The 20,492-nt window shown below is 46.8% G+C and carries 18 protein-coding genes; 14 read left to right on the top strand and 4 right to left on the bottom strand.

Annotation, left to right across the window (positions count from 1 at the left end):
* The first annotated feature begins 99 nt into the window (after positions 1-99).
* The 3 genes from NST33_RS16760 to NST33_RS16750 are packed head-to-tail and all read left to right on the top strand — an operon-like array spanning position 100 to position 2,751.
* The gene (locus NST33_RS16760) at positions 100-1,080 is read left to right on the top strand and encodes a Gfo/Idh/MocA family oxidoreductase (RefSeq protein WP_221821529.1); all 981 of its coding nucleotides are present in this window, start codon (positions 100-102) and stop codon (positions 1,078-1,080) included.
* A 30-nt stretch (positions 1,081-1,110) separates the two neighbouring features.
* On the top strand, positions 1,111-1,845 hold the full coding sequence (locus NST33_RS16755) for an SAM-dependent methyltransferase (protein ID WP_221821528.1): 735 nt from the start codon (positions 1,111-1,113) through the stop codon (positions 1,843-1,845).
* 12 nt (positions 1,846-1,857) lie between these two features.
* On the top strand, positions 1,858-2,751 hold the full coding sequence (locus NST33_RS16750) for an NAD-dependent epimerase/dehydratase family protein (RefSeq protein WP_221821525.1): 894 nt from the start codon (positions 1,858-1,860) through the stop codon (positions 2,749-2,751).
* Between the two features lie 228 nt (positions 2,752-2,979).
* Here NST33_RS16750 and NST33_RS16745 read toward each other — a convergent pair whose 3' ends face one another.
* On the bottom strand, positions 2,980-3,996 hold the full coding sequence (locus NST33_RS16745) for a LacI family DNA-binding transcriptional regulator (protein WP_221821523.1): 1,017 nt from the start codon (positions 3,994-3,996) through the stop codon (positions 2,980-2,982).
* 412 nt (positions 3,997-4,408) lie between these two features.
* Here NST33_RS16745 and NST33_RS16740 point away from each other — a divergent pair, with 412 nt between their 5' ends.
* From NST33_RS16740 to NST33_RS16725, 4 genes are all read left to right on the top strand, one after another.
* Entirely contained in the window at positions 4,409-6,199 is a 1,791-nt protein-coding gene (locus NST33_RS16740) for an L-fucose isomerase (protein WP_221821522.1), read from the top strand.
* 124 nt (positions 6,200-6,323) lie between these two features.
* Positions 6,324-7,814: a rhamnulokinase family protein gene (locus NST33_RS16735; protein ID WP_221821521.1), complete on the top strand. Its 1,491-nt coding sequence runs from the start codon at positions 6,324-6,326 to the stop codon at positions 7,812-7,814.
* A 70-nt stretch (positions 7,815-7,884) separates the two neighbouring features.
* Positions 7,885-8,547, top strand: coding sequence for a class II aldolase/adducin family protein (locus NST33_RS16730; protein WP_339304090.1), 663 nt, complete (start codon positions 7,885-7,887; stop codon positions 8,545-8,547).
* A 131-nt stretch (positions 8,548-8,678) separates the two neighbouring features.
* On the top strand, positions 8,679-9,029 hold the full coding sequence (locus NST33_RS16725; protein WP_036613800.1) for a hypothetical protein: 351 nt from the start codon (positions 8,679-8,681) through the stop codon (positions 9,027-9,029).
* A 111-nt stretch (positions 9,030-9,140) separates the two neighbouring features.
* On the opposite strand, the gene NST33_RS16720 is transcribed toward NST33_RS16725, so the two are convergent.
* The gene (locus tag NST33_RS16720) at positions 9,141-9,767 is read right to left on the bottom strand and encodes an FMN-dependent NADH-azoreductase (RefSeq protein ID WP_339304088.1); all 627 of its coding nucleotides are present in this window, start codon (positions 9,765-9,767) and stop codon (positions 9,141-9,143) included.
* Positions 9,768-10,003: 236 nt separating this feature from the next.
* On the opposite strand from NST33_RS16720, the gene NST33_RS16715 reads away from it, so the two are divergent.
* From NST33_RS16715 to NST33_RS16690, 6 genes are all read left to right on the top strand, one after another.
* Positions 10,004-10,942 carry a sugar-binding transcriptional regulator gene (locus tag NST33_RS16715; RefSeq protein WP_062836066.1) on the top strand — a complete coding sequence of 313 codons (939 nt, stop codon included), beginning with the start codon at positions 10,004-10,006 and terminating at the stop codon, positions 10,940-10,942.
* 211 nt (positions 10,943-11,153) lie between these two features.
* Positions 11,154-11,804, top strand: coding sequence for a deoxyribose-phosphate aldolase (gene deoC / locus NST33_RS16710; RefSeq protein ID WP_076215422.1), 651 nt, complete (start codon positions 11,154-11,156; stop codon positions 11,802-11,804).
* 226 nt (positions 11,805-12,030) lie between these two features.
* On the top strand, positions 12,031-13,218 hold the full coding sequence (locus NST33_RS16705) for a nucleoside transporter C-terminal domain-containing protein (RefSeq protein ID WP_237174948.1): 1,188 nt from the start codon (positions 12,031-12,033) through the stop codon (positions 13,216-13,218).
* A 30-nt stretch (positions 13,219-13,248) separates the two neighbouring features.
* On the top strand, positions 13,249-14,427 hold the full coding sequence (deoB, locus tag NST33_RS16700) for a phosphopentomutase (RefSeq protein WP_339304086.1): 1,179 nt from the start codon (positions 13,249-13,251) through the stop codon (positions 14,425-14,427).
* A gap of 97 nt (positions 14,428-14,524) precedes the next feature.
* Entirely contained in the window at positions 14,525-15,232 is a 708-nt protein-coding gene (deoD, locus tag NST33_RS16695) for a purine-nucleoside phosphorylase (RefSeq protein WP_221821516.1), read from the top strand.
* A 244-nt stretch (positions 15,233-15,476) separates the two neighbouring features.
* Positions 15,477-16,778 (top strand): pyrimidine-nucleoside phosphorylase, encoded by a 1,302-nt coding sequence (locus NST33_RS16690; protein ID WP_036613808.1) that lies wholly within the window; start codon positions 15,477-15,479, stop codon positions 16,776-16,778.
* 120 nt (positions 16,779-16,898) lie between these two features.
* Here NST33_RS16690 and NST33_RS16685 read toward each other — a convergent pair whose 3' ends face one another.
* Positions 16,899-17,882: a TIGR03943 family protein gene (locus tag NST33_RS16685; RefSeq protein WP_339304084.1), complete on the bottom strand. Its 984-nt coding sequence runs from the start codon at positions 17,880-17,882 to the stop codon at positions 16,899-16,901.
* Positions 17,883-17,964: 82 nt separating this feature from the next.
* Positions 17,965-18,999 carry a permease gene (locus NST33_RS16680; RefSeq protein WP_339304082.1) on the bottom strand — a complete coding sequence of 345 codons (1,035 nt, stop codon included), beginning with the start codon at positions 18,997-18,999 and terminating at the stop codon, positions 17,965-17,967.
* A 273-nt stretch (positions 19,000-19,272) separates the two neighbouring features.
* Between NST33_RS16680 and NST33_RS16675 the strand changes: the two genes are divergently transcribed.
* A complete protein-coding gene (locus NST33_RS16675; protein ID WP_339304081.1) occupies positions 19,273-20,472 on the top strand; it encodes a GTP-binding protein in 1,200 nt (399 codons plus the stop codon).
* Positions 20,473-20,492: the final 20 nt, after the last annotated feature.

The following is a 20,492-nucleotide window of genomic DNA, read 5'->3' as shown; positions in this document are numbered from 1 at the left end:
TACCTTCCTTCAATCTGAACGAAATATGAGCTACAATATAGAAGATGGTATACAGGATAGAACTCAAATGAAATTTATAGATGAAAGAGGTAGGTAAGCATGGTTCGTTTTGGTGTAGTGGGTACCAACTGGATTACAGAAAGGCTTCTGGAAGCCGCAGCACAGGTTGAAGGATTCAAATTGAACGCCGTGTATTCAAGAACTGAAGATAAGGCTAACGCATTTGCAGATAAATATGAGGTTGAACACCGTTTCACCGATCTGGAAGACATGGCGGCAAGTGATGTAATCGACGCAGTCTACATTGCAACACCGAATACGGTTCATGCGGAGCAGACTGAGCTTTTTCTGAGAAACGGTAAACATGTATTGTGCGAGAAACCTCTGGCTGCAAATAGCGCCGAAGTTCGGAGCATGATTGATACAGCACGAGAACATCAAGTTCTGCTCATGGAAGCGATGAAATCTACCCTTGTTCCCCAGTTCAAAATGGTGCAGAAGAACCTGCACAAAATCGGCCCTGTCCGCAAATATGTAGCAGGATACTCTCAGTATTCTTCGCGTTATGACAAGTACAAAGAGGGGATTGTCCTGAACGCGTTCAAGCCTGAACTCGCTAATGGAGCGTTAATGGATCTCGGTGTGTATTGTCTCTATCCATTGATTACATTGTTCGGTGCACCTAAGCGGGTTCAATCCCAAGCGATGATGCTGGAATCTGGCGTGGATGGACAAGGCAGTGTGCTGCTGGATTATGATGGGATGGATGCGGTTGTTACATACTCCAAAATCTCCAATTCTCATCTACCAAGCGAAATTATGGGGGAACTGGGCAGCATTATTATTGACAAGATTGGTTCACCGGAACATGCAGAGATACGTTACAATGACGGTACGGTGGAGCAGCTCACAGTCGAACAAAACCATCCGGCGATGTATTATGAAGTGGAGGAGTTCGTGAATCTGGTTGAGCAGGGCCAAAAGGAGTCTGACATGAACACGTATGAACGCTCTTATGTGACGATGCAGGTTATGGATCAGATTCGGAAGCAGATTGGGCTTGTGTTCCCTAACGATTGATTCAAGCGCAGGAAAGGAAGCTGAGACGAGATGAGCAGAGATGAGCAGAGCAACCGGTCTAATGATTCTGGAGGTTTGGAACTGCCACAGATTGTTTTCATAGGAAGAACCTTCGAGGAATATATGAAGATGTTCAACCTGACCGTGGAGGATCTTACAGGCAAGTCCATTTTGGATTGTCCAGGTGGAGCATGTTCGTTCAGTAGCAAGGCGCGCAAGTTGGGTGCAGACCCCATGGCCGTGGATATGGCCTACAAATATGAGATCGACGAGCTTGAGGTAAAGGGATTTCAGGACATTGAGCATACGATGAAACAGATGGAATCGGTGCAAGGCATATATGTGTGGGATCAATTTGGATCAATCCAGGGGTTAAAGGAAGAACGAACTCGTGCCATCACAGATTGCATTGCAGATATGAGAATGTTTCCTGACCGTTATGTGGCGTCTATGCTCCCGGATCTACCCTTTACGGATGAACAATTCGATCTGACGTTATCTGCCCATTTCCTGTTTACGTATGCGGATCGATTGGATGTTGATTTTCATGTTGCAACCGTGATGGAGCTGCTGCGTGTGAGCAAACGAGAGGTTCGCATTTTTCCAACAGTGGATCTGTCTGGTGAACGTTACAAGCACATGGATGAATTAAAAGTAATACTCGAAGAGCGTGGGTGCATCGTATCCGAAGAACCAACAGCTTATGAGTTTCAACGGAACGCTCACACGATGCTTCAAATTGTTAAACATAATCGAACAAGATAGGAGGTTTTTTGGATGAATAAAGTACTTATACTTGGGGGTACACGTTTTTTCGGTAAACGTCTGGTGGATCACTTGCTGTGGGAAGGGAAGTCTCAGATCACAGTCGCAACTCGTGGTAAAACGGATGTTGACTTCGGACCCGAAGTCAACCGAATCAAGATGGATCGTGAAGACCCGGAATCTCTGGCAGAGGTTGCACAGACAGACATGTGGGATGTTGTGTACGATAATATCTGTTATTCCCCAGATGCGGCGAAAGCGGCATGTGAAGCTTTTGCAGGACGCACCAAAAGATACGTTCTGACATCCACACTCTCGGTATACGGTGATCCCCGACCTGGATTTAAGGAAACGGATTTTGACCCGTATACATATCCATTACAGTATGGGAGTGCGGAGGATTTTTCGTATGGAGAAGGCAAACGGCTTGCGGAGGCTGTATTTTTCCAGGAAGCAGATTTCCCGGTTGTGGCGATGCGTATTCCCATTGTACTCGGGATTGATGATTATACGAGAAGACTTCATTTTCATATTGAACATGTGCAAAAAGGAAAACCGATCGGCATGCCAAATCCGGATGCGGAGATTGGATTCATCAATTCCACAGAAGCGGCAAGATTTCTCGCGTGGCTTGGACATTCGTCCATTACTGGTCCGGTGAATGCAGCTTCCAAGGGTGCGATTACGCTGTCAGCCATGATGCATCTGATCGAGACGGTCACGGGCATGCAGTCCCAGATCCTTAAGGAAACTGTGAAAGAAGACATGTCACCCTTCGGGATCGAGCAATCATGGACGATGGAGACGACCAAGGCAGAACAAGCAGGTTATACGTTCGAACCTCTGATGGACTGGTTCCCGGGACTCGTTCGTGAGGTCGCTCTTGCATTACAGTCGGAGCGGTAGAATATCGGCATGGATGGAACCATAATGAAACTGAATGAACCTGACGAAATGACCGGTTCGAACGAACAGGTCATCTAACGAATGAATATCAAACAGGGTGCAACCAGAGCGTAATCTCCGGTGCACCCTTTTTATGTTGTACATTTTTCGAATTTGAACAGGACCTAATCTAGATAAGTGGGACTAATCATTTACACGATAATATTTAGTCAACTCTGGTGCTTTACTCTATTTTTGCTCACGTGGAGCAGTAGCTGAAGCCCGTATGCGCAGTTCTGACGGTAGAATGACGGTTTGGGCTTCGGAAGGGGCCTTACCCTCAATTCGGTCAATCAGCATCTGTACTCCCTGAAACCCAAAGTCATATGCGGGCTGTGCGGCTACAGTCAGAAAAGGGTCAAAGGCGGAAGCCAGATCCAGATCGTCGAAGCACACAACAGAGATGTCTTCTGGTACACGCAGTCCTCGTTTGCGCAAAAGCCGAATGACCCCAATCGCCAGCATGTTGTTGGCGGCAAAAATGGCTGTTGGTTGATCCGGTTGAGAGAGTAGTCCATCCAGTCCTTCTTCATCGCTGAAATCCCGGTACCCGGTTCGAAGCACAAGCTCGGGATCGATATCAGCTCCGGCCTCACGTAAACCCGTTATATAACCTTCCTCCCGCAGTCTGGCGGTAGAAACCTCCGAAGAACCATTGACCAGTGCAATGCGTCGGTGCCCCAATTGCACCAGATATCGGATGAGCTCAATCGCGCCTTCTAGGCTATCTCCAGCAATGATATCTGACGTAATGCCAGGTACGGTGCGGTCCAGAAAGACAAATGGGATGTGACGTTCCTGCAGCTGTTTCAGATGAGGAAGAGAACGATCTCCCGCAGGGGCATAGAGTACACCATCCACACGAGTAGACAGAATCGCATCCACGTAATCCTTTTCCTTATTGTAATCCTCGTCACTATTGCCGAATAAAAGTCGGTACCCACGAAGATGGGCTGCATCTTCAGCACCACGTGCCAGTGTAGTATAAAAAGGGTTGGTAATATCCGTAATTAGCAGGGAGAGCATCTGGGTTCGTTGAAGCACAAGGCTGCGCGCATTGGAGTTCGGGATGTAACCCAGTTCGTCGATCACCTGTTGCACACGTTCGCGTGTCGCGGAGCTTATGCGGCCTGTATGATTAATGACCTTGGAGACCGTCATGGCGGAGACGTTGGCTTTTTTGGCAATATCATAAATGGTAATCATTAGAATCTAACCTTTCCGCAACATAGTCTTACCATTCTATAGGATAATGCCAATTGACAGCAAGATAGGCTCGTGCTATGTTAGGGTTACCGATAACCCTAAAGGTTTCTGAACGTATTTACTACATAAACCATTTCGCTGAATTCGCTCATGCACGTTCCATTTTCTTGAATAGAGGAACTACATACATAGCTAATTAATGAATTGATTTATTGTTATTTTTTAAAACATGTAAACGCATTCAAACTCAACCAAGGCTCTTGGTAATCTGTGTATGTAGTTCTTGCGTGCAACTCGGGTATCGGTTGTATCTCCGTCATTATCTCATTCCAATCAACGCACATGGATCAGACAGAAGGTTTCTCGATTCAACCCAAATTCTATGAAACGAATTGAAGGAGGACATTCCAGTATGACACATCAGGATTATCGTTATAAACAGGCTTTTCCCAAGATTGGTATTCGTCCCACGATTGATGGAAGACGCAAAGGCGTTCGGGAGTCACTGGAAGAACAAACGATGCGGATGGCGACATCTGTTGCGGAACTGCTTGCAGCCGAATTGCGTTATCCTGACGGGTCCGCGGTGGAATGTGTTGTGGCCGAGACCTGTATTGGCGGAGTGGCCGAAGCGGCCGCAGCATCAGAACTATTCAGCCGTTCCAACGTTGGCGTAACGATCACCGTGACACCGTGCTGGTGTTACGGTACGGAAACGATGGATATGTCACCATCCATTCCTACAGCTATCTGGGGTTTTAACGGGACTGAACGTCCGGGTGCAGTCTATCTGGCAGCGGTACTTTCTGCTCATGCACAGAAGGGGATTCCTGCCTTTGGAATCTATGGAGAGGATGTTCAAGACGGAGGGGATACAACAATTCCCGAGGACGTGCGTGAGAAATTGCTCCGGTTCAGCCGTGCGGGTTTGGCAGCCGCTACCTTGAAAGGGCAAGCGTATCTGTCCATTGGATCGGTATCCATGGGGATTGCAGGCTCGATTGTGAACGATTCATTTTTCCAGGAGTATCTGGGCATGCGCAACGAATATGTGGATATGAGCGAACTCACTCGTCGTATTGAAGAAGAAATCTACGATCCTGAGGAGTATAAGCTCGCACTGGCCTGGGTGAAGGAGAATTGTAGCGAAGGTCCGGACAACAACGCTGTCCATCTGCAAACGGATCGCAAACGCAAAGAGTACGAATGGGAAACCGTTGTGAAAATGACCCAAATCGTGCGTGACTTGATGGCGGGCAACCCAAGATTGGCAGAGCTTGGTTTTACAGAGGAATCGATGGGTCACCACGCGATTGTATCCGGCTTCCAGGGGCAACGGCAATGGACAGACCATTCACCTAACGGAGATTTTCTGGAGTCGATATTAAATTCTTCCTTTGACTGGAATGGCAAACGTGCGCCTTATCTGGTTGCAACGGAGAATGACAGCCTGAACGGGGTATCGATGTTATTCGGTTCGCTGCTGACACATACGGCACAGATCTTCGCTGATGTGCGCACGTATTGGAGTCCGGATTCGGTACAGCGTGTAACAGGGCACAAGTTGGAAGGAAACGCGAAGGACGGTATTCTGCATCTGATTAACTCGGGTTCGGCTGCCCTGGATGGCACCGGACAACAGTCCAGAGATGGCAAGCCTGTGCTCAAGCCTTTCTGGGAAATTACAGATGAGGAAGTTCAGGACTGCCTGAAAGCAACATCGTGGAGACCGGCATCCGTAGAGTATTTCCGCGGGGGCGGCTATTCAGCGGATTTCTTGACCAAAGGCGGTATGCCTGTAACGATGACACGTCTGAATCTGGTCAAAGGACTGGGTCCGGTGCTGCAAATCGCTCAGGGATACACGGTCGATCTGCCTGAAGATGTACATGATACGCTGGATCGGCGGACAGACCCAACCTGGCCATCCACCTGGTTTGCACCTGTTCTAACCGGATCGGGAGCGTTTACTTCCGTATACGAGGTCATGAATCAATGGGGAGCGAACCATGGGTCCATCTCATACGGACATATTGGTGCAGATCTGATTACTCTCGCTTCCATGCTTCGCATTCCGGTAAATATGCATAATGTACCTGAAACGGAAATTTTCCGTCCGCGTGCATGGGGATTGTTCGGCACAAGTGAGCCGGAGAGTGCAGACTACCGTGCTTGCAGTGTGTTTGGCCCGTTGTATCGTTAAAATAAAGTTCCATTCCTGTCAAACGCCATGTTCCTTGCGAGATGAGGTAACATGGCGTTCTCTTGAAAGCTGTGTTCAGAACTCGAATACGGCTTATCGCGTAGAGTTAAGGAGGCTTGAAAGAATGGGCAATCAAGCAACACATGTGCTTGCTGCCGATTACGGCGCCGGTAGTGGACGCGTAGTCCGGGGTTCTTTTGATGGAAACAGACTCTCGTTACAAGAAGTGCATCGATTCAACAATGAACCCGTTCAGCTGGGGGACGGATTGTATTGGGATTTCTTACGACTTTTTCATGAATTAAAACAAGGCATTGTGAAAGGGACGCAAGGCATCTCTCCATCGGTCCGTTCTATAGCTGTGGATACGTGGGGAGTGGACTATGGACTGGTGGATGGTGCGGGAAGGTTGTGCTCGAACCCTCGTCACTATCGGGAAGCACGCAATGCACAGTGGATGGAAGAAGTTCTGCACAAGGTGAAAGAAGAAGAACTGTATGCCATGTCCGGCGTTTTGCCGCAGCAGATCAATACAGTTTTTCAACTGCTAGGCAGTGTACGAGAGCAGGCCGAAGGTTTGCGTCCGGATGTGCGCATGTTATTTATGCCGGATTTATTTCACTATTATCTATCCGGTCAGCAGGCTTGTGAGTATACGATTGCAAGTACCAGTGGGCTGTTGCATGCAGGCGAGGCGCGTTGGAATTACCATCTGATCGGGCGTCTCGGTATACCGGAAACATTATTTCCAAAGCTCGTTCAACCGTGTACCGTGCTGGGCAATTTAACAAATGAGTTGTGCGCCGAGTTACGGACTGGACCGATGCAGGTAGTCTCTGTGGGCTCACACGATACGGCATCTGCCTTGGCAGCGATTCCTGCGATGGATTCGGATTTTGCTTTTATCAGCTGTGGTACCTGGTCACTTATGGGGGTGGAGCGTGATACACCTGTATTGGATGACCGAAGTCGTGCATTAGGATTCACCAATGAAGGGACGGTACGTGAGAAAGTACGCACCCTGAAAAATCGTTCAGGCCTGTGGCTGCTACAAGAATGCAAACGGCAATGGGAGCGGGAGAATCAACTTTTTACACATGAAGAACTGATTCAGCTAGCTACCTTGGCAACGCCGCATCAAAGTTATGTATCGCCGGGAGATGGCGTGTATTTGGCGCCAGGGAATATGGCTGAACGCATACGCCAACAATGCAGTCTCACCGGACAGACTGTCCCCGAAACGACTGGAGCGATTGTGCGCTGCATTCTGGAAAGTCTTGCACTGGAATTCAGGCAGACGCTGGATGAACTGCAGTTGGTTACAGGTGCAAGACCTCGTGTCATTCATATGGTTGGTGGTGGTGTACATAATCGCCTATTGTGCCAGTTTACAGCCAATGCAGCCGGTGTCCCGGTGGTGGCAGGCCCGGCAGAGGCGACTTCAGCCGGGAATTGCATGCTGCAATTCCTTGCGCATGGAGAAGTGAGTAGCTTGGCCGAGGTACGGGAGGTCATGGCTGCTTCCTTTTCCCCCGAGACCTATGAGCCTGAGGATACAGAGCTGTGGCAGGAAGCTTATGAAAACTACCAAAGTCTGAATCAAATCAAAAGGTAATAAATAGATTCAATGCAATGAGCATTGATGCAAAATGCTAAAAAGAAAAGTATGAGGAGTGGTGAGCAACATGTCTGAACAGCAAGTAAGGGAAGAGTTGACGAAATATGCACGCAGAGCAGTTGCCCAAGGGTTGGTGGTAGGACCCGGTGGGAATCTGAGCGCACGCTCTGGGGGAACGATGTTGTTGTCTCCGAGCGGATATGCACTTGAAGATCTGGAACCGGACGAATGGATCGCCATTGATATCGAGACAGGAGAGACTCGTGCGGGATCAACACGTCCGTCTTCCGAAGTATTAATGCATCTGTATAGTTATCGTGTGAATCCTGATATCCAAGCCATTGTGCATACGCATCCGGCATATACGATCGCACTTAGTCTTGTTTTCGATGAATTGCCACACTTGTTCCCTGATCAGTCCGCCTTGGTGGGCGATATCGGATTTGTTCCATACGTTCTGCCAACGACGAAACTACTTGCCGATGCAGTCTCAGCAAAGGTAGACGAACATACGGCACTCATTCTTGTCAATCACGGATTGGTTACGACCGGTAAAAACCTCCGCGAAGCCTATTACCGCACCCAGGTGGTGGAAGAAAGCGCGAAAGTATATATGATCGCCAAGGCAGCGGGAGAACCCAAAGTGTTAACTGCTGAAGAATATAAGGAAATTCAATCGCTTGAAAGTGAAGCCTACCGTGTGCAATTATTGCAACAACTCAAGTCTTAAACGGAGATTATCCATTCGTCAAAACATGACATGAAACTGAACAATCCACTATTTTTCTCGACAACTATTGCATAACCTGAAATACCGAGTATAATACTTGGTAAATAGACGAAAAGGGGATGCAATAAACGATGAAAACACATGCTGAATTGAACTCACTTCTTGTTGACGATTATCTGGATCTCCTGAACATTGCGAAACAGCTAGGTGATGACGAATGGAAAGATGCTATTCTGCAAGCATTGAAGGAAGAAGTCGATGCGAATCATCATCTGGATTCCAAAGAGGTAAGACAGGATCTATGGATTCAATTTGAAGGCATTAATGAACAAATGCATGATCTGTTAATGCAATTGAAGCATGCCGACAGTCCTGAGGAGAAAGAGCAGATTATTGAAATGATCTGGGGATTGAAAGTAGACCGTCATGCGATCACACGTAAACTTGAAACCATGAGCCGTGCCAGCGCTGGACATCAATAAGCTCTAGGTTGATTATACATTGAAACCCGCGTGTTTCCTGGGATTATCCCCTAGGTGGCACGCGGGTTTTGTTTATGTTTTGATTGTTATTCTACTTTTTGAACTACCTCTCTAAAACTGTTTTGCAAAAGTAGTTGCTTGCTCGATAGCTTGTTGCTTGATCTCATCCGCACGAACTTTATATTGATTGTGCCCCTCGACAAAAATGCCATCAAGCTTCGGCACGCCGAGGAAAGACATGATAATGCTTAAGTAACGATGACCGGATTCCATCTGGGCAGCCGGACCTTCGGAATAAATGCCACCGCGAGCCTGAATATGCAACGCTTTTTTGTCAGACAACAGTCCGACAGGACCTTGTTCGGTATAACGAAATGTTTTGCCAGCTACGCAGATCGAGTCCACATAAGCCTTCAGAATAGGAGGGAACGAGAAGTTCCACATCGGAGTTACAAAAACATATTTATCTGCTGCGGCAAATTGATCCGACAGTTCATTCAAACGACTTACTTTGGTCTGCTCTTCGGCAGTCAGGTCACTACCCGATTGCAGTTTTCCCCATCCACTGAAGACATCCGCATCGATATGCGGAATATCCGAACGATACAGATCGAGGTGAACAACCTCATCAGACGGGTGATTTTCACGATACGCGTCAATAAATGCTTTGCCTGTAGCCATGCTGAAAGAGGTTTCATGATCGTGAGGATGGGCAGTAATATACAATAAGGTAGACATGTAGTTCTTCCTCTCTGTGCGATTAATGGGGTGAAGCAATCTTGGCAATGATGAAGCGACCGCAGTAGTATGCATCGTTTCCCCCGTTTTATACGTCAGAAAGGGATATGAATGGATCGATCATGATACTGAACTGGATGCTTTATGGTGACCAGATACTCAATCCATGTATAATATATAGGACGAGTATTTATTTTCCAAAGACAATAGGATGAGTGAGATGAGCGCACATGGGAATGGACCTGGAGAAGCAACGATTAAGCATTGAAGCAGCGAAATTGTATTATCAGTCCGATTATAGCCAGCAGGATATTGCCGCAAGGTTGGGCGTGTCGCGTCCAACGGTGTCAAGGTTACTTCAGTACGCCAAAGATCGTGGATACGTCCGGATTGAAATTATGGACCCGCTGGAGGATATCGACATCATTGCCGGAGAACTTAAGTCGAAATATGATCTGGATACGGCACTTGTGTGTTTTGCCCCGTTGAAGAGTGATGAGGAAATACAGAAGCATATCAGCAAACGAGCAGCAGACTACCTTCAAGAGACGGTTCAGGATGCAGATATCATCGGGGTGACTTGGGGAACAACCATGCATGCTGTAGCACGCCAACTTCGTCCCAAACAGGTTAAAGGTGTCGAAGTCGTGCAATTGAAGGGGGGCGTAAGCCACTCCCATGTCAATACGTATGCCGCTGAGATTGTTCATTTGTTCGCTGAGGCATTCCATACGGTACCAAGGTATTTGCCGCTGCCTGTTATTTTCGACAACATTGAAGTGAAAAACATGGTGGAAGCGGATCGGCATATCGGCAGAATCGTGGAACTTGGCAGGCAGGCCAACATTGCTTTGTTTACCGTGGGTACTGTGAAGGAAGATGCATTACTGTTCAGGCTCGGTTACTTCAATGAAGAAGAGCAACAATTGCTGATGAACTCCGGTGCAGGTGACATTTGTTCACGTTTTTTCGACGCGGAAGGTCAGTTGATCAGTGAAGAGATTAACAGCAGAACCGTTGGAATTGATCTAGCCGAGTTGAGAAATAAGGAAAAATCAATTCTTGTTGCCGGGGGACAACGCAAAATTGAAGCCATTCACGCCGCGCTCAAAGGCCATTACGCAAATATTCTGGTCACGGACCAGTACACAGCGCAGGCATTACTTCGATTTTAATTTCAAATGTATGGATGACAACATCTGCCACGCAAAAAGGGCGGATGTTTTGCTTTTTTAGGAAGAAAATATAACGAAGAAGAAATACAAGTGTAACTGTGAACAAAAGTTCAAGTTGATTTTTACATATGTTCATGTTAGTGTAAGGGTATAGAAAATAACTAGTTCAGATAAGGGAGAGATTCAATTGACTACACCACAATTAGCTAAAATGATCGACCATACGTTGCTTCGTGCGGACGCAACGCAAAGTGAAATGGCCAAGTTAACCGAAGAAGCAAAGCAATATCAGTTTGCTTCCGTATGTGTTAACCCAGGCTGGGTTGCTTATGCTGCTGAGCAGTTGCAGGGTTCTGGCGTAGATATCTGCACCGTTATTGGTTTCCCTCTGGGAGCATCTACATCGGAGACAAAAGCTTTCGAAACGAAAGATGCGATTGCTAAAGGTGCAACTGAAGTCGATATGGTCATCAACATCAGTGCTTTGAAAGATGGCAAAGATGATTTCGTTGAACAAGATATTCGTGCTGTTGTTGAAGCGGCTGCGGGTAAAGCTTTGGTGAAAGTTATTATTGAAACTTGTCTGTTGACGGATGAAGAGAAAGTACGTGCTTGTCAGGCAGCTGTGCGAGCTGGAGCTGATTTTGTTAAAACTTCTACAGGTTTCTCCACAGGTGGAGCAACGCCAGAAGATATCGCTTTGATGCGTCGTACTGTAGGTCCTGATGTTGGCGTTAAAGCTTCCGGTGGCGTACGTAGCCTGGAAGATATGCAGAAAATGATCGAAGCGGGTGCGACTCGGATCGGTGCAAGTTCTGGCGTTAAGATTATGCAAGGTGGTCAGTCTACATCTTCTTATTAAGCAAAAGCATCTTAGAAAAAGCTTAATAAATAAAAGTAATGTTATATTCTCTGTACTTGGGCGTTCGACTCAGGTACAGGGAATACAACTTACACTTATATTTTAATTAACGGAACTTATTGTAAGCGCTTCATAAGTTTTCTGAAAGATTACTGATAAAAATGCTTAAGAACCCTTTGAGCTGAATTTTCACATCCGGCTTAACTACCTTCAAAGGAGAAATCAAATGAAATTTCTAATTGCCCTTCTTGGTTTACTCGTTGTTTTTGGACTGGCTTATATCGCAAGCAACGGCAAAAAGCAGATTCGTTACCGGCCGCTGGCTATCATGATTGTTTTGCAAGTTATACTAGCTTATGCTCTGTTGAATACAGGAGTGGGTACTTTTTTAATTGGCGGTTTCGCGACCGTATTTAAAAGTTTACTCGACTATGCGAATGAAGGTATCGCATTTGTATTTGGGGGTTTGACTACCGTAGGTGCCGAAAGCGGGGGGGCACCGTTCTTCCTCAGCGTATTGATGCCGATTGTTGTCATCTCCGCCCTTATCGGTATATTGCAGTATATCCGAATCTTGCCTTTTGTTATAAAATATATTGGTCTGGTATTAAGCAAAATCAACGGAATGGGCAGACTGGAATCATATAACGCGGTTGCTTCGGCTGTATTGGGGCAATCTGAAGTGTTCATTTCTGTGAAAAAACAAATTGGGTTGTTGCCAAAACATCGGCTGTACACCTTGTGTGCTTCGGCGATGTCCACGGTATCGATGTCGATTGTTGGTGCTTATATGACCATGATCGAGCCGAAATATGTGGTTACAGCTCTTGTACTAAACCTGTTTGGCGGTTTTATCATTGCTTCGATTGTGAATCCTTATGAGGTTACAGAGGAAGAAGATATATTGGAAGTACAGGAAGAGGAAAAACAGTCCTTCTTCGAAATGCTTGGCGAATACATCCTGGATGGATTCAAAGTTGCTATCATCGTAGCTGCGATGTTAATCGGTTTTGTTGCCTTGATTGCACTTGTTAACGGAATTTTCAGCGCTGTGCTTGGCATTTCGTTCCAAGAGCTACTTGGTTATGTGTTTGCACCATTTGCCTTCATCATGGGTGTTCCATGGAAAGAAGCGATTCAGGCAGGAAGTATTATGGCAACCAAAATGGTATCCAACGAATTCGTAGCTATGCTTAATTTGAAGGAAACTGCAATGTCTGCCAGAACAACGGGTATCGTATCTGTCTTCCTCGTGTCGTTCGCCAACTTCTCCTCCATCGGTATCATTGCTGGTGCGGTGAAGGGACTCCATGAGAAGCAAGGGAATGTGGTCGCCCGCTTTGGTCTGAAGCTGCTTTACGGTGCTTCGCTTGTCAGCGTGCTGTCAGCGATCATTACTGGACTGTTCTTGTAAGCTGGATTATTTGGAAGGAGTGCTTAAGTTATGTCAACATTCAAAAGAGTACATCTGATTGTTATGGATTCTGTAGGGATCGGCGAAGCGCCGGATGCAGCAGAATTTGATGATTTTGATGTCGATACCTTTGGTCACATTGCACGTGAACGCGGAGGTCTGAAAATGCCTCACATGGCCAGTCTCGGACTGTCTAACATCAAAGAAATCGAGGGTGTCCCTGTAGCGGATGCACCTAAAGCGTATTACACCAAGATGCAGGAAGCATCCAGAGGCAAAGACACAATGACAGGTCACTGGGAGCTGATGGGTCTTTACATTGATACACCTTTCCGTGTGTTTGAGAATGGTTTTCCCGAAGAGTTGATTCAGCGCATTGAAGAGAAAACGGGCCGCAAAGTAATTGGTAACAAACCGGCCAGCGGTACGGAAATTCTGGATGAGCTGGGTGCAGAGCATGTTGAAACTGGCGCGCTCATCGTGTACACATCCGCGGATTCGGTTCTGCAAATTGCAGCACATGAGGACGTTGTTCCACTGAAAGAACTGTATGAGATTTGTGAGTTCTGCCGTGAGATTACACTTGAAGATCCGTACATGCTGGGCCGCATTATTGCACGTCCATTTGTAGGAGAAGCGGGTAACTGGAAACGAACTGCGAATCGTCATGACTATGCACTCAAACCTTTTGGTCGTACGGTTATGAATGAATTGCAAGATAGCGGATTTGATGTGATTGCTTTGGGTAAAATCGCAGATATCTATGATGGCGAAGGTGTAACCAAGGCCGTTCGTACCGTCTCTAACATGGATGGTATGGACAAGTTGTCCGAAACGATGGATGAAGAGTTCACTGGACTCAGCTTCCTGAACCTGGTTGATTTTGATGCCCTGTACGGTCATCGTCGTGATCCGCAAGGTTATGCTCAGGCACTTGAAGACTATGATGCACGGCTGCCAGAGATTTTTGCCAAAATGACCAATGATGATCTGCTGCTGATCACAGCTGACCATGGTAACGATCCAACATACCGTGGTACAGACCATACACGTGAATATGTACCACTCCTTGCCTACTCTCCGCGCTTCAGCGAGGGTAAAAAGCTTGATCTGCGCAGCACATTTGCTGACCTTGGCGCAACCGTAGCTGAGAACTTTGGAGTGAAAATGCCGGAACACGGCACCAGCTTCCTGAAGGATTTAAAATAAGTTTTTCAAAAACTGGATAGGGGAGGTCGGAGTAGCTTGGGCTGCTCCGGTCCTGCCAGTATAATAGACTAAATGTATAACTGGAGGAGATTCATTCATGAGTACACATATTGGAGCAAAGCCCGGGGATATCGCAGAAACGATTCTATTGCCAGGAGACCCTTTGCGCGCGAAATATATCGCAGATACGTACCTCGACGATGTTGTATGTTACAACGAAGTTCGTGGAATGCTCGGTTACACAGGTACATATCAAGGACACCGGATTTCGGTGCAAGGTTCAGGGATGGGTATTCCGTCCTTTGCAATCTATGCTAACGAATTGATCAGCGAATATGGCGTAAAAAACCTGATTCGTGTGGGTACTTGTGGCGGTATGCAGGAGCATGTACGTGTACGTGACGTCATCCTTGCACAAGCAGCATGTACAGATTCCAGCATGAACAAACACGTATTCGGTGGTTATGACTTCTCACCAATTGCTACGTTCTCCCTGCTGAAAGAAGCCTATGACCGTGCAACAGCTAAAGGTATGAAGATTCACGTTGGTAACGTATTCAGCTCCGATTCTTTCTACCGCGATGACCGTTCCGTAACCGAGAAGTTGATGAAACACGGCGTACTCGGCGTAGAGATGGAAACAACAGCATTGTACACTATCGCTGCCAAGTTTGGTGTTAACGCACTGACCATCCTGACGGTAAGTGACCACTTGCTGACAGGCGAAGAAACATCTGCCGAAGAGCGTCAAAAAACGTTCAACGACATGATGGTAGTTGCCCTGGACACAGCAATCACACTGTAATTGTTGCATTTTATATTCATAATCATTTGATTTTAATCGAAACTTTTGTTTTGGCACGTAGTGAAGGAACCGGAACCGATACTGAAGAAGCAAAGCGTTCGCCTTTGTCTCCGAGTTTTCTCCATTGCAAAATGGAATAAAAAAAACTTGGAGACAACAACGATCGGAGGAAACGATCCGGAGCCGTAACGGACTAACAACAAAGTGTTCAATACAATCAATACACACACAAGGAGAGATCATCATGAGAATGGTAGACATTATTGCTAAGAAACGCGACGGAAAAGAACTGACAACGGCTGAGATTGATTTTGTTGTTCAAGGATACACACAAGGAGAAATCCCGGACTATCAAGTCAGCGCATGGGCGATGGCGGTATTCTTCAAAGATATGACAGACAAGGAACGCGCCGATCTGACAATGTCGATGGTGAATTCGGGTGAAACGATCGACCTGTCCGCTATCGAAGGCATCAAAGTAGACAAGCACTCCACAGGAGGAGTGGGCGATACAACAACACTGGTACTCGCTCCGCTTGTTGCTGCGCTGGATGTTCCTGTTGCCAAAATGTCCGGACGTGGACTTGGTCACACGGGTGGTACAACAGACAAGCTGGAATCCGTTGCTGGTTTCCACGTAGAGCTTGAAAAAGAAGAGTTCATTCGTCTCGTAAACGAACACAAGGTTGCAGTTATTGGACAAAGTGGTAACCTTACGCCTGCAGACAAAAAGCTCTATGCACTGCGTGACGTAACAGCTACCGTTAACTCCATCCCACTGATCGCCAGCTCCATCATGAGTAAGAAAATTGCAGCAGGTGCAGATGCAATCGTATTGGATGTTAAAACAGGTGCTGGTGCATTCATGAAAACAACGGAAGATGCTAAAGAATTGGCACATGCCATGGTAAGCATCGGTAACAATGTTGGCCGTAAAACGATGGCTGTTATCTCCGATATGTCCCAACCACTGGGTCTGGCGATTGGTAACGCACTTGAAGTGAAAGAAGCCATCCTCACACTGCAAGGTAAAGGTCCAAAAGATCTGGAAGAACTGTGTCTGGCACTTGGACGTCAAATGGTATTCCTTGCTGGCAAGGCAGATTCCTTGGAGCACGCTGAGGAGAAATTGAAAGAAGTGATCCAGAACGGTAAAGCACTGGAGAAATTCAAAGATTTCCTGGCAAACCAAGGCGGAGACGCTTCGGTTGTCGATCATCCAGATCGTTTGCCACAAGCACAATATCTGGTTGAAGTCCCAGCAGATAAAGACGGCTATGTTGCCGGAATCGTCGCTGACGAAATCGGAACTGCAGCAATGCTGCTCGGCGCAGGCCGTGCAACAAAAGAGTCTGAGATCGATCTCGCGGTTGGTCTGATGCTGAACAAAAAAGTGGGTGACCCAGTCAAAGCTGGTGAGTCCCTTGTAACGATCCATGCCAATCGTGAAGACGTAGCAGACGTCATCGCGAAGATCAAAGAAAACATTACAATTGCGGATCATGCCGATGCGCCTGTATTGGTTCATGATATCGTAACGGAATAATACAATCAGAGAAGACGAGATGTAATCTCGTATCTGACTGAACATGAAAGCCCCAAAGCGATGTAATCCATAGCTTTGGGGCTTTTTGTCGTAAAAGTACGCTGTTGTTATTACGAGCAACTACGGGCTCTTTATTTGCTCATACGCCATCACTGAATCTGCATTGGTGTAAATATAAGGCGTGGATGGCTCGGCTACAGGTGTCACCTTTGTGGCGCGAATTTCAATCGTATCCTTACCGTTCACCTGTGCAGACCCGATGCTGCCATCGATTTGTACCCAACTGTCTGTAGGGAAGCTATCCGCTTCGGGGATGTGAATCATCACGCCAAAGGGAGCCGCATCAGCAGGGCAGCACATGACCAGAAATCGTCCCAGTGCAAAATGTGATTCATGATCCATGCTTTTGTCCCGATAAACGAACCCGGTTAAGGAGATATCTTTGCCTGCAAATTGTCGCTGGAACATATCGATCGTGCCGAGGGTTTCAGAGAAGATCTCGGGATAGACTCGGATGACCTGTTCTGCATACAACTTCTCCGCCAGTTCAGCGAATTCGCGGCTATACTCGTCTGGGGGAATGAATTGTACTTTGGTAGCCGATGTAGGCTGAACGGTCGTTGGTTTTTGCGTGAGATCTTGTACATTCAATTGCGTTGCCGGATCAGGTAAAGGCTCTTTGCGACGAATCTCGGGAGGGGCATAAGTGAGAGACATGCCTTTCTGGCTAGCCATGGAGCTGCCGAGCGCCCGATCAGGTAACAGAAACCCCAGCAACAAGGGGATAGCAATAAGACCATATACCAACGAGCTGCGTAGGAAACCGGAAGGAGGTGGATGTTCACAGTCGCAATGAACCTCGTTTCTGCCGAACAGTCCATGCCACGCCATGATAACTGCAATAAACAATAAGGGAACAGGGCAGCATAACAGCAGTTTTTGCATGGTAGGCGCCAAATAATAATGAAGCGAGTCACTTGAATTCAAGTGAATAATGTACACCGCGAGTCCGCCGATCCAGACCGCACGGATTAAGTTATGCCATTGGATGACATATGATCTTGGAACAGGAGATTTTGTCATCGTATAGCTAGTGTGGTTCATACCATCACCTCATCTCTATTCATGGTCAGGATGAAAGTTCATGTGATTAATTATTCAGGTCATGAAGTATGTTGCTCAACCTTTATACCAGCAGATTAATCAACCACGAGCCGGCGAAGACAAGCGTGATAATGGCTAGACTCAGACCAATAACAAACCGGGTACGGAAGGTCGAGAGCAGCATCAGGGTGCTTTTGAAATCCAGCATTGGACCAAGCACAAGGAAGGATACCAGCGGCCCCAGTGCAAACGTGTGTGAGAACGCAGAAGCCACAAAAGCATCAGAAGTGGAGCAGAGAGACAGCACATAAGCAAATCCCATCATGAATACATAGGAGGCGACAGGACCATTGCCAAGTGAGATCAGATCGCTGCGGCTAATGAATGTCTGGATGCAGGCTGTAATCAGGGCACCGATCACCAGATATTTGCTCATATCGACGAATTCGTCTCCGGCATGAATGAAGAAGCTACGCCAGTTTTTTACATGGTTATGATCATGTGCATTTGCGTGGGCGTGAGGTTGCGCCATTTTAAAACCAGGATGCGTCTTAACCTCTGTCACTGCGACTTTTGGCATCCGAAGGGGATTTCGACGAACGAACACATACACAAGCATGCCTATGGAAGCTGCTACAGCAAAGGCCAGTCCCATTCGGGCAATGGTAATCTCAGGATGGGAGGGAAAGGCGAGCAAGGTTGCGGTAAATACGATGGGATTGACTACGGGACCACTCAAGATGAATGTCACTGCGATATAGGAAGGCATGCCTTTGTGCATCAACCTTCTCACTACCGGGATCATGCCACATTCGCAGATGGGAAAAATAATACCGAGTAGTCCTGCAACCAGCACACCGCCGATCGGATTCTTGGGTGTGAGTTTGCGGACCATTTCTTCGGATACGAACCACTGCATGAGTGAGGACAATAGTACACCCATGAGCAGAAAAGGTGCGGCTTCAAGGAAAATACCTATGAATACGGTTTTCATATTTTGCAAAGCTTCACTGTTCCATGCTTCCTTCAGGTCTGGAGCCATTGTGATCAACACGGGAACAAGAAATGCACAAGGGATCAGGAAGGACAGGAGCTTCAAATTGGCTGCCATTTTCATGAAACAGACCTCCACAACTAGGACTTTGCTAAAATATATGCTTGTACGTGCAGCAACATACATCATTCCTATGTTCTAATCAACATTTTTACGATTAATCAAGATTCTTCATCATATTAGAGTTGACAACCCAAAGAAAACTGCGGTATAGTTCGGATTGATCGTCCTTAATAGTAATTATTACAATTAAGGAAAGGGAGCCTATTTTTTCTCTCTCATAGGCTCATAAAGAAGATTAGTCAATCCAACTTAAGCAGAGTGGAGGAAGCAGAAATGTTAGATCAACAGGTTCAACAACGGGTTCCAGTAACCGTACTGAGTGGATATTTGGGTGCAGGCAAAACGACACTGCTCAATCATGTGCTTCATAACCGCGAGGGGATGCGGGTTGCTGTCATCGTCAATGATCTCAGTGAGGTTAATATCGATGCAGGTTTAATACGAGATGGTGGAGGATTATCGCGCATTGATGAGAAGTTGGTAGAGATGTCTAATGGTTGCATCTGCTGCACGTTACGGGAGGATCTGTTGAAAGAAGTCGAGCGGCTGGCGCTGGATGGTTCTTTTGACTACATATTGATTGAATCGACGGGTATTGGTGAGCCGGTACCTGTTGCGCAGACGTTTACGTATATCGACGAGGAACTCGGCATTGATTTGACGAAATTCACTCGACTCGACACGATGGTTACGGTAGTCGATGCTGCCCAGTTCTGGCGTGATTTTTATTCCAAAGAAACATTGAAGGATCGTGGACAGGAAGCCGGGGAGGATGATGTTCGTGGAATCGTTCATCTGTTGACGGATCAGGTGGAATTCTGTGATGTGCTGATTCTGAACAAATGTGATTTGGTGTCGGAGGAAGAACTTTCGAAGCTTGAGAAGGCACTACATGCCATGCAACCGGAAGCCAAGTTGATTCGCACGACACATGGGCAGATTGATCCGAGAGAGATATTGAATACGGGACGTTTTGATTTTGAAAAAGCAAGCCAGTCCGCGGGTTGGATCCGCGAATTAATGAAAGAGGAACATACCCCGGAGACTGAAGAATATGGAATTCATTCATTTGTCTATTATCGTAAACGTCCATTCCACCCAGAACGCTTACTGCGTTGGATTGCGAAATGGCCAGATAACATCGTGCGATCCAAAGGTCTGATGTGGCTGGCGACAAGAAACCATATGGCGATTTCTTTCAGTCATGCAGGCACATCGAAGCAGCTTGCGCCAGCAGGAATATGGGTAGGTGCGATGAGTGAGGAGGAAAGGCAACTTCATTTTGGCGACACGCTGCCAAGCATAACGGACTGGGATGATGAGTGGGGTGACCGGGTAACCAAATTAGTATTCATCGGCATTGACATGGACCGGGCGGAGATTGAACGTACATTGGATGAGACCCTTCTTACGGAGGAGGAGATGTTGATGAACTGGCGTGAACTGAAAGATCCTTTTCCAGCGTGGAGTTGAAGTGAAAAGAAAAGATCTTC

The organism is Paenibacillus sp. FSL L8-0435 (assembly GCF_037965655.1).
Classification (GTDB): Bacteria; Bacillota; Bacilli; order Paenibacillales; family Paenibacillaceae; genus Paenibacillus.
This window is presented reverse-complemented; position numbering and strand designations above follow the sequence as displayed.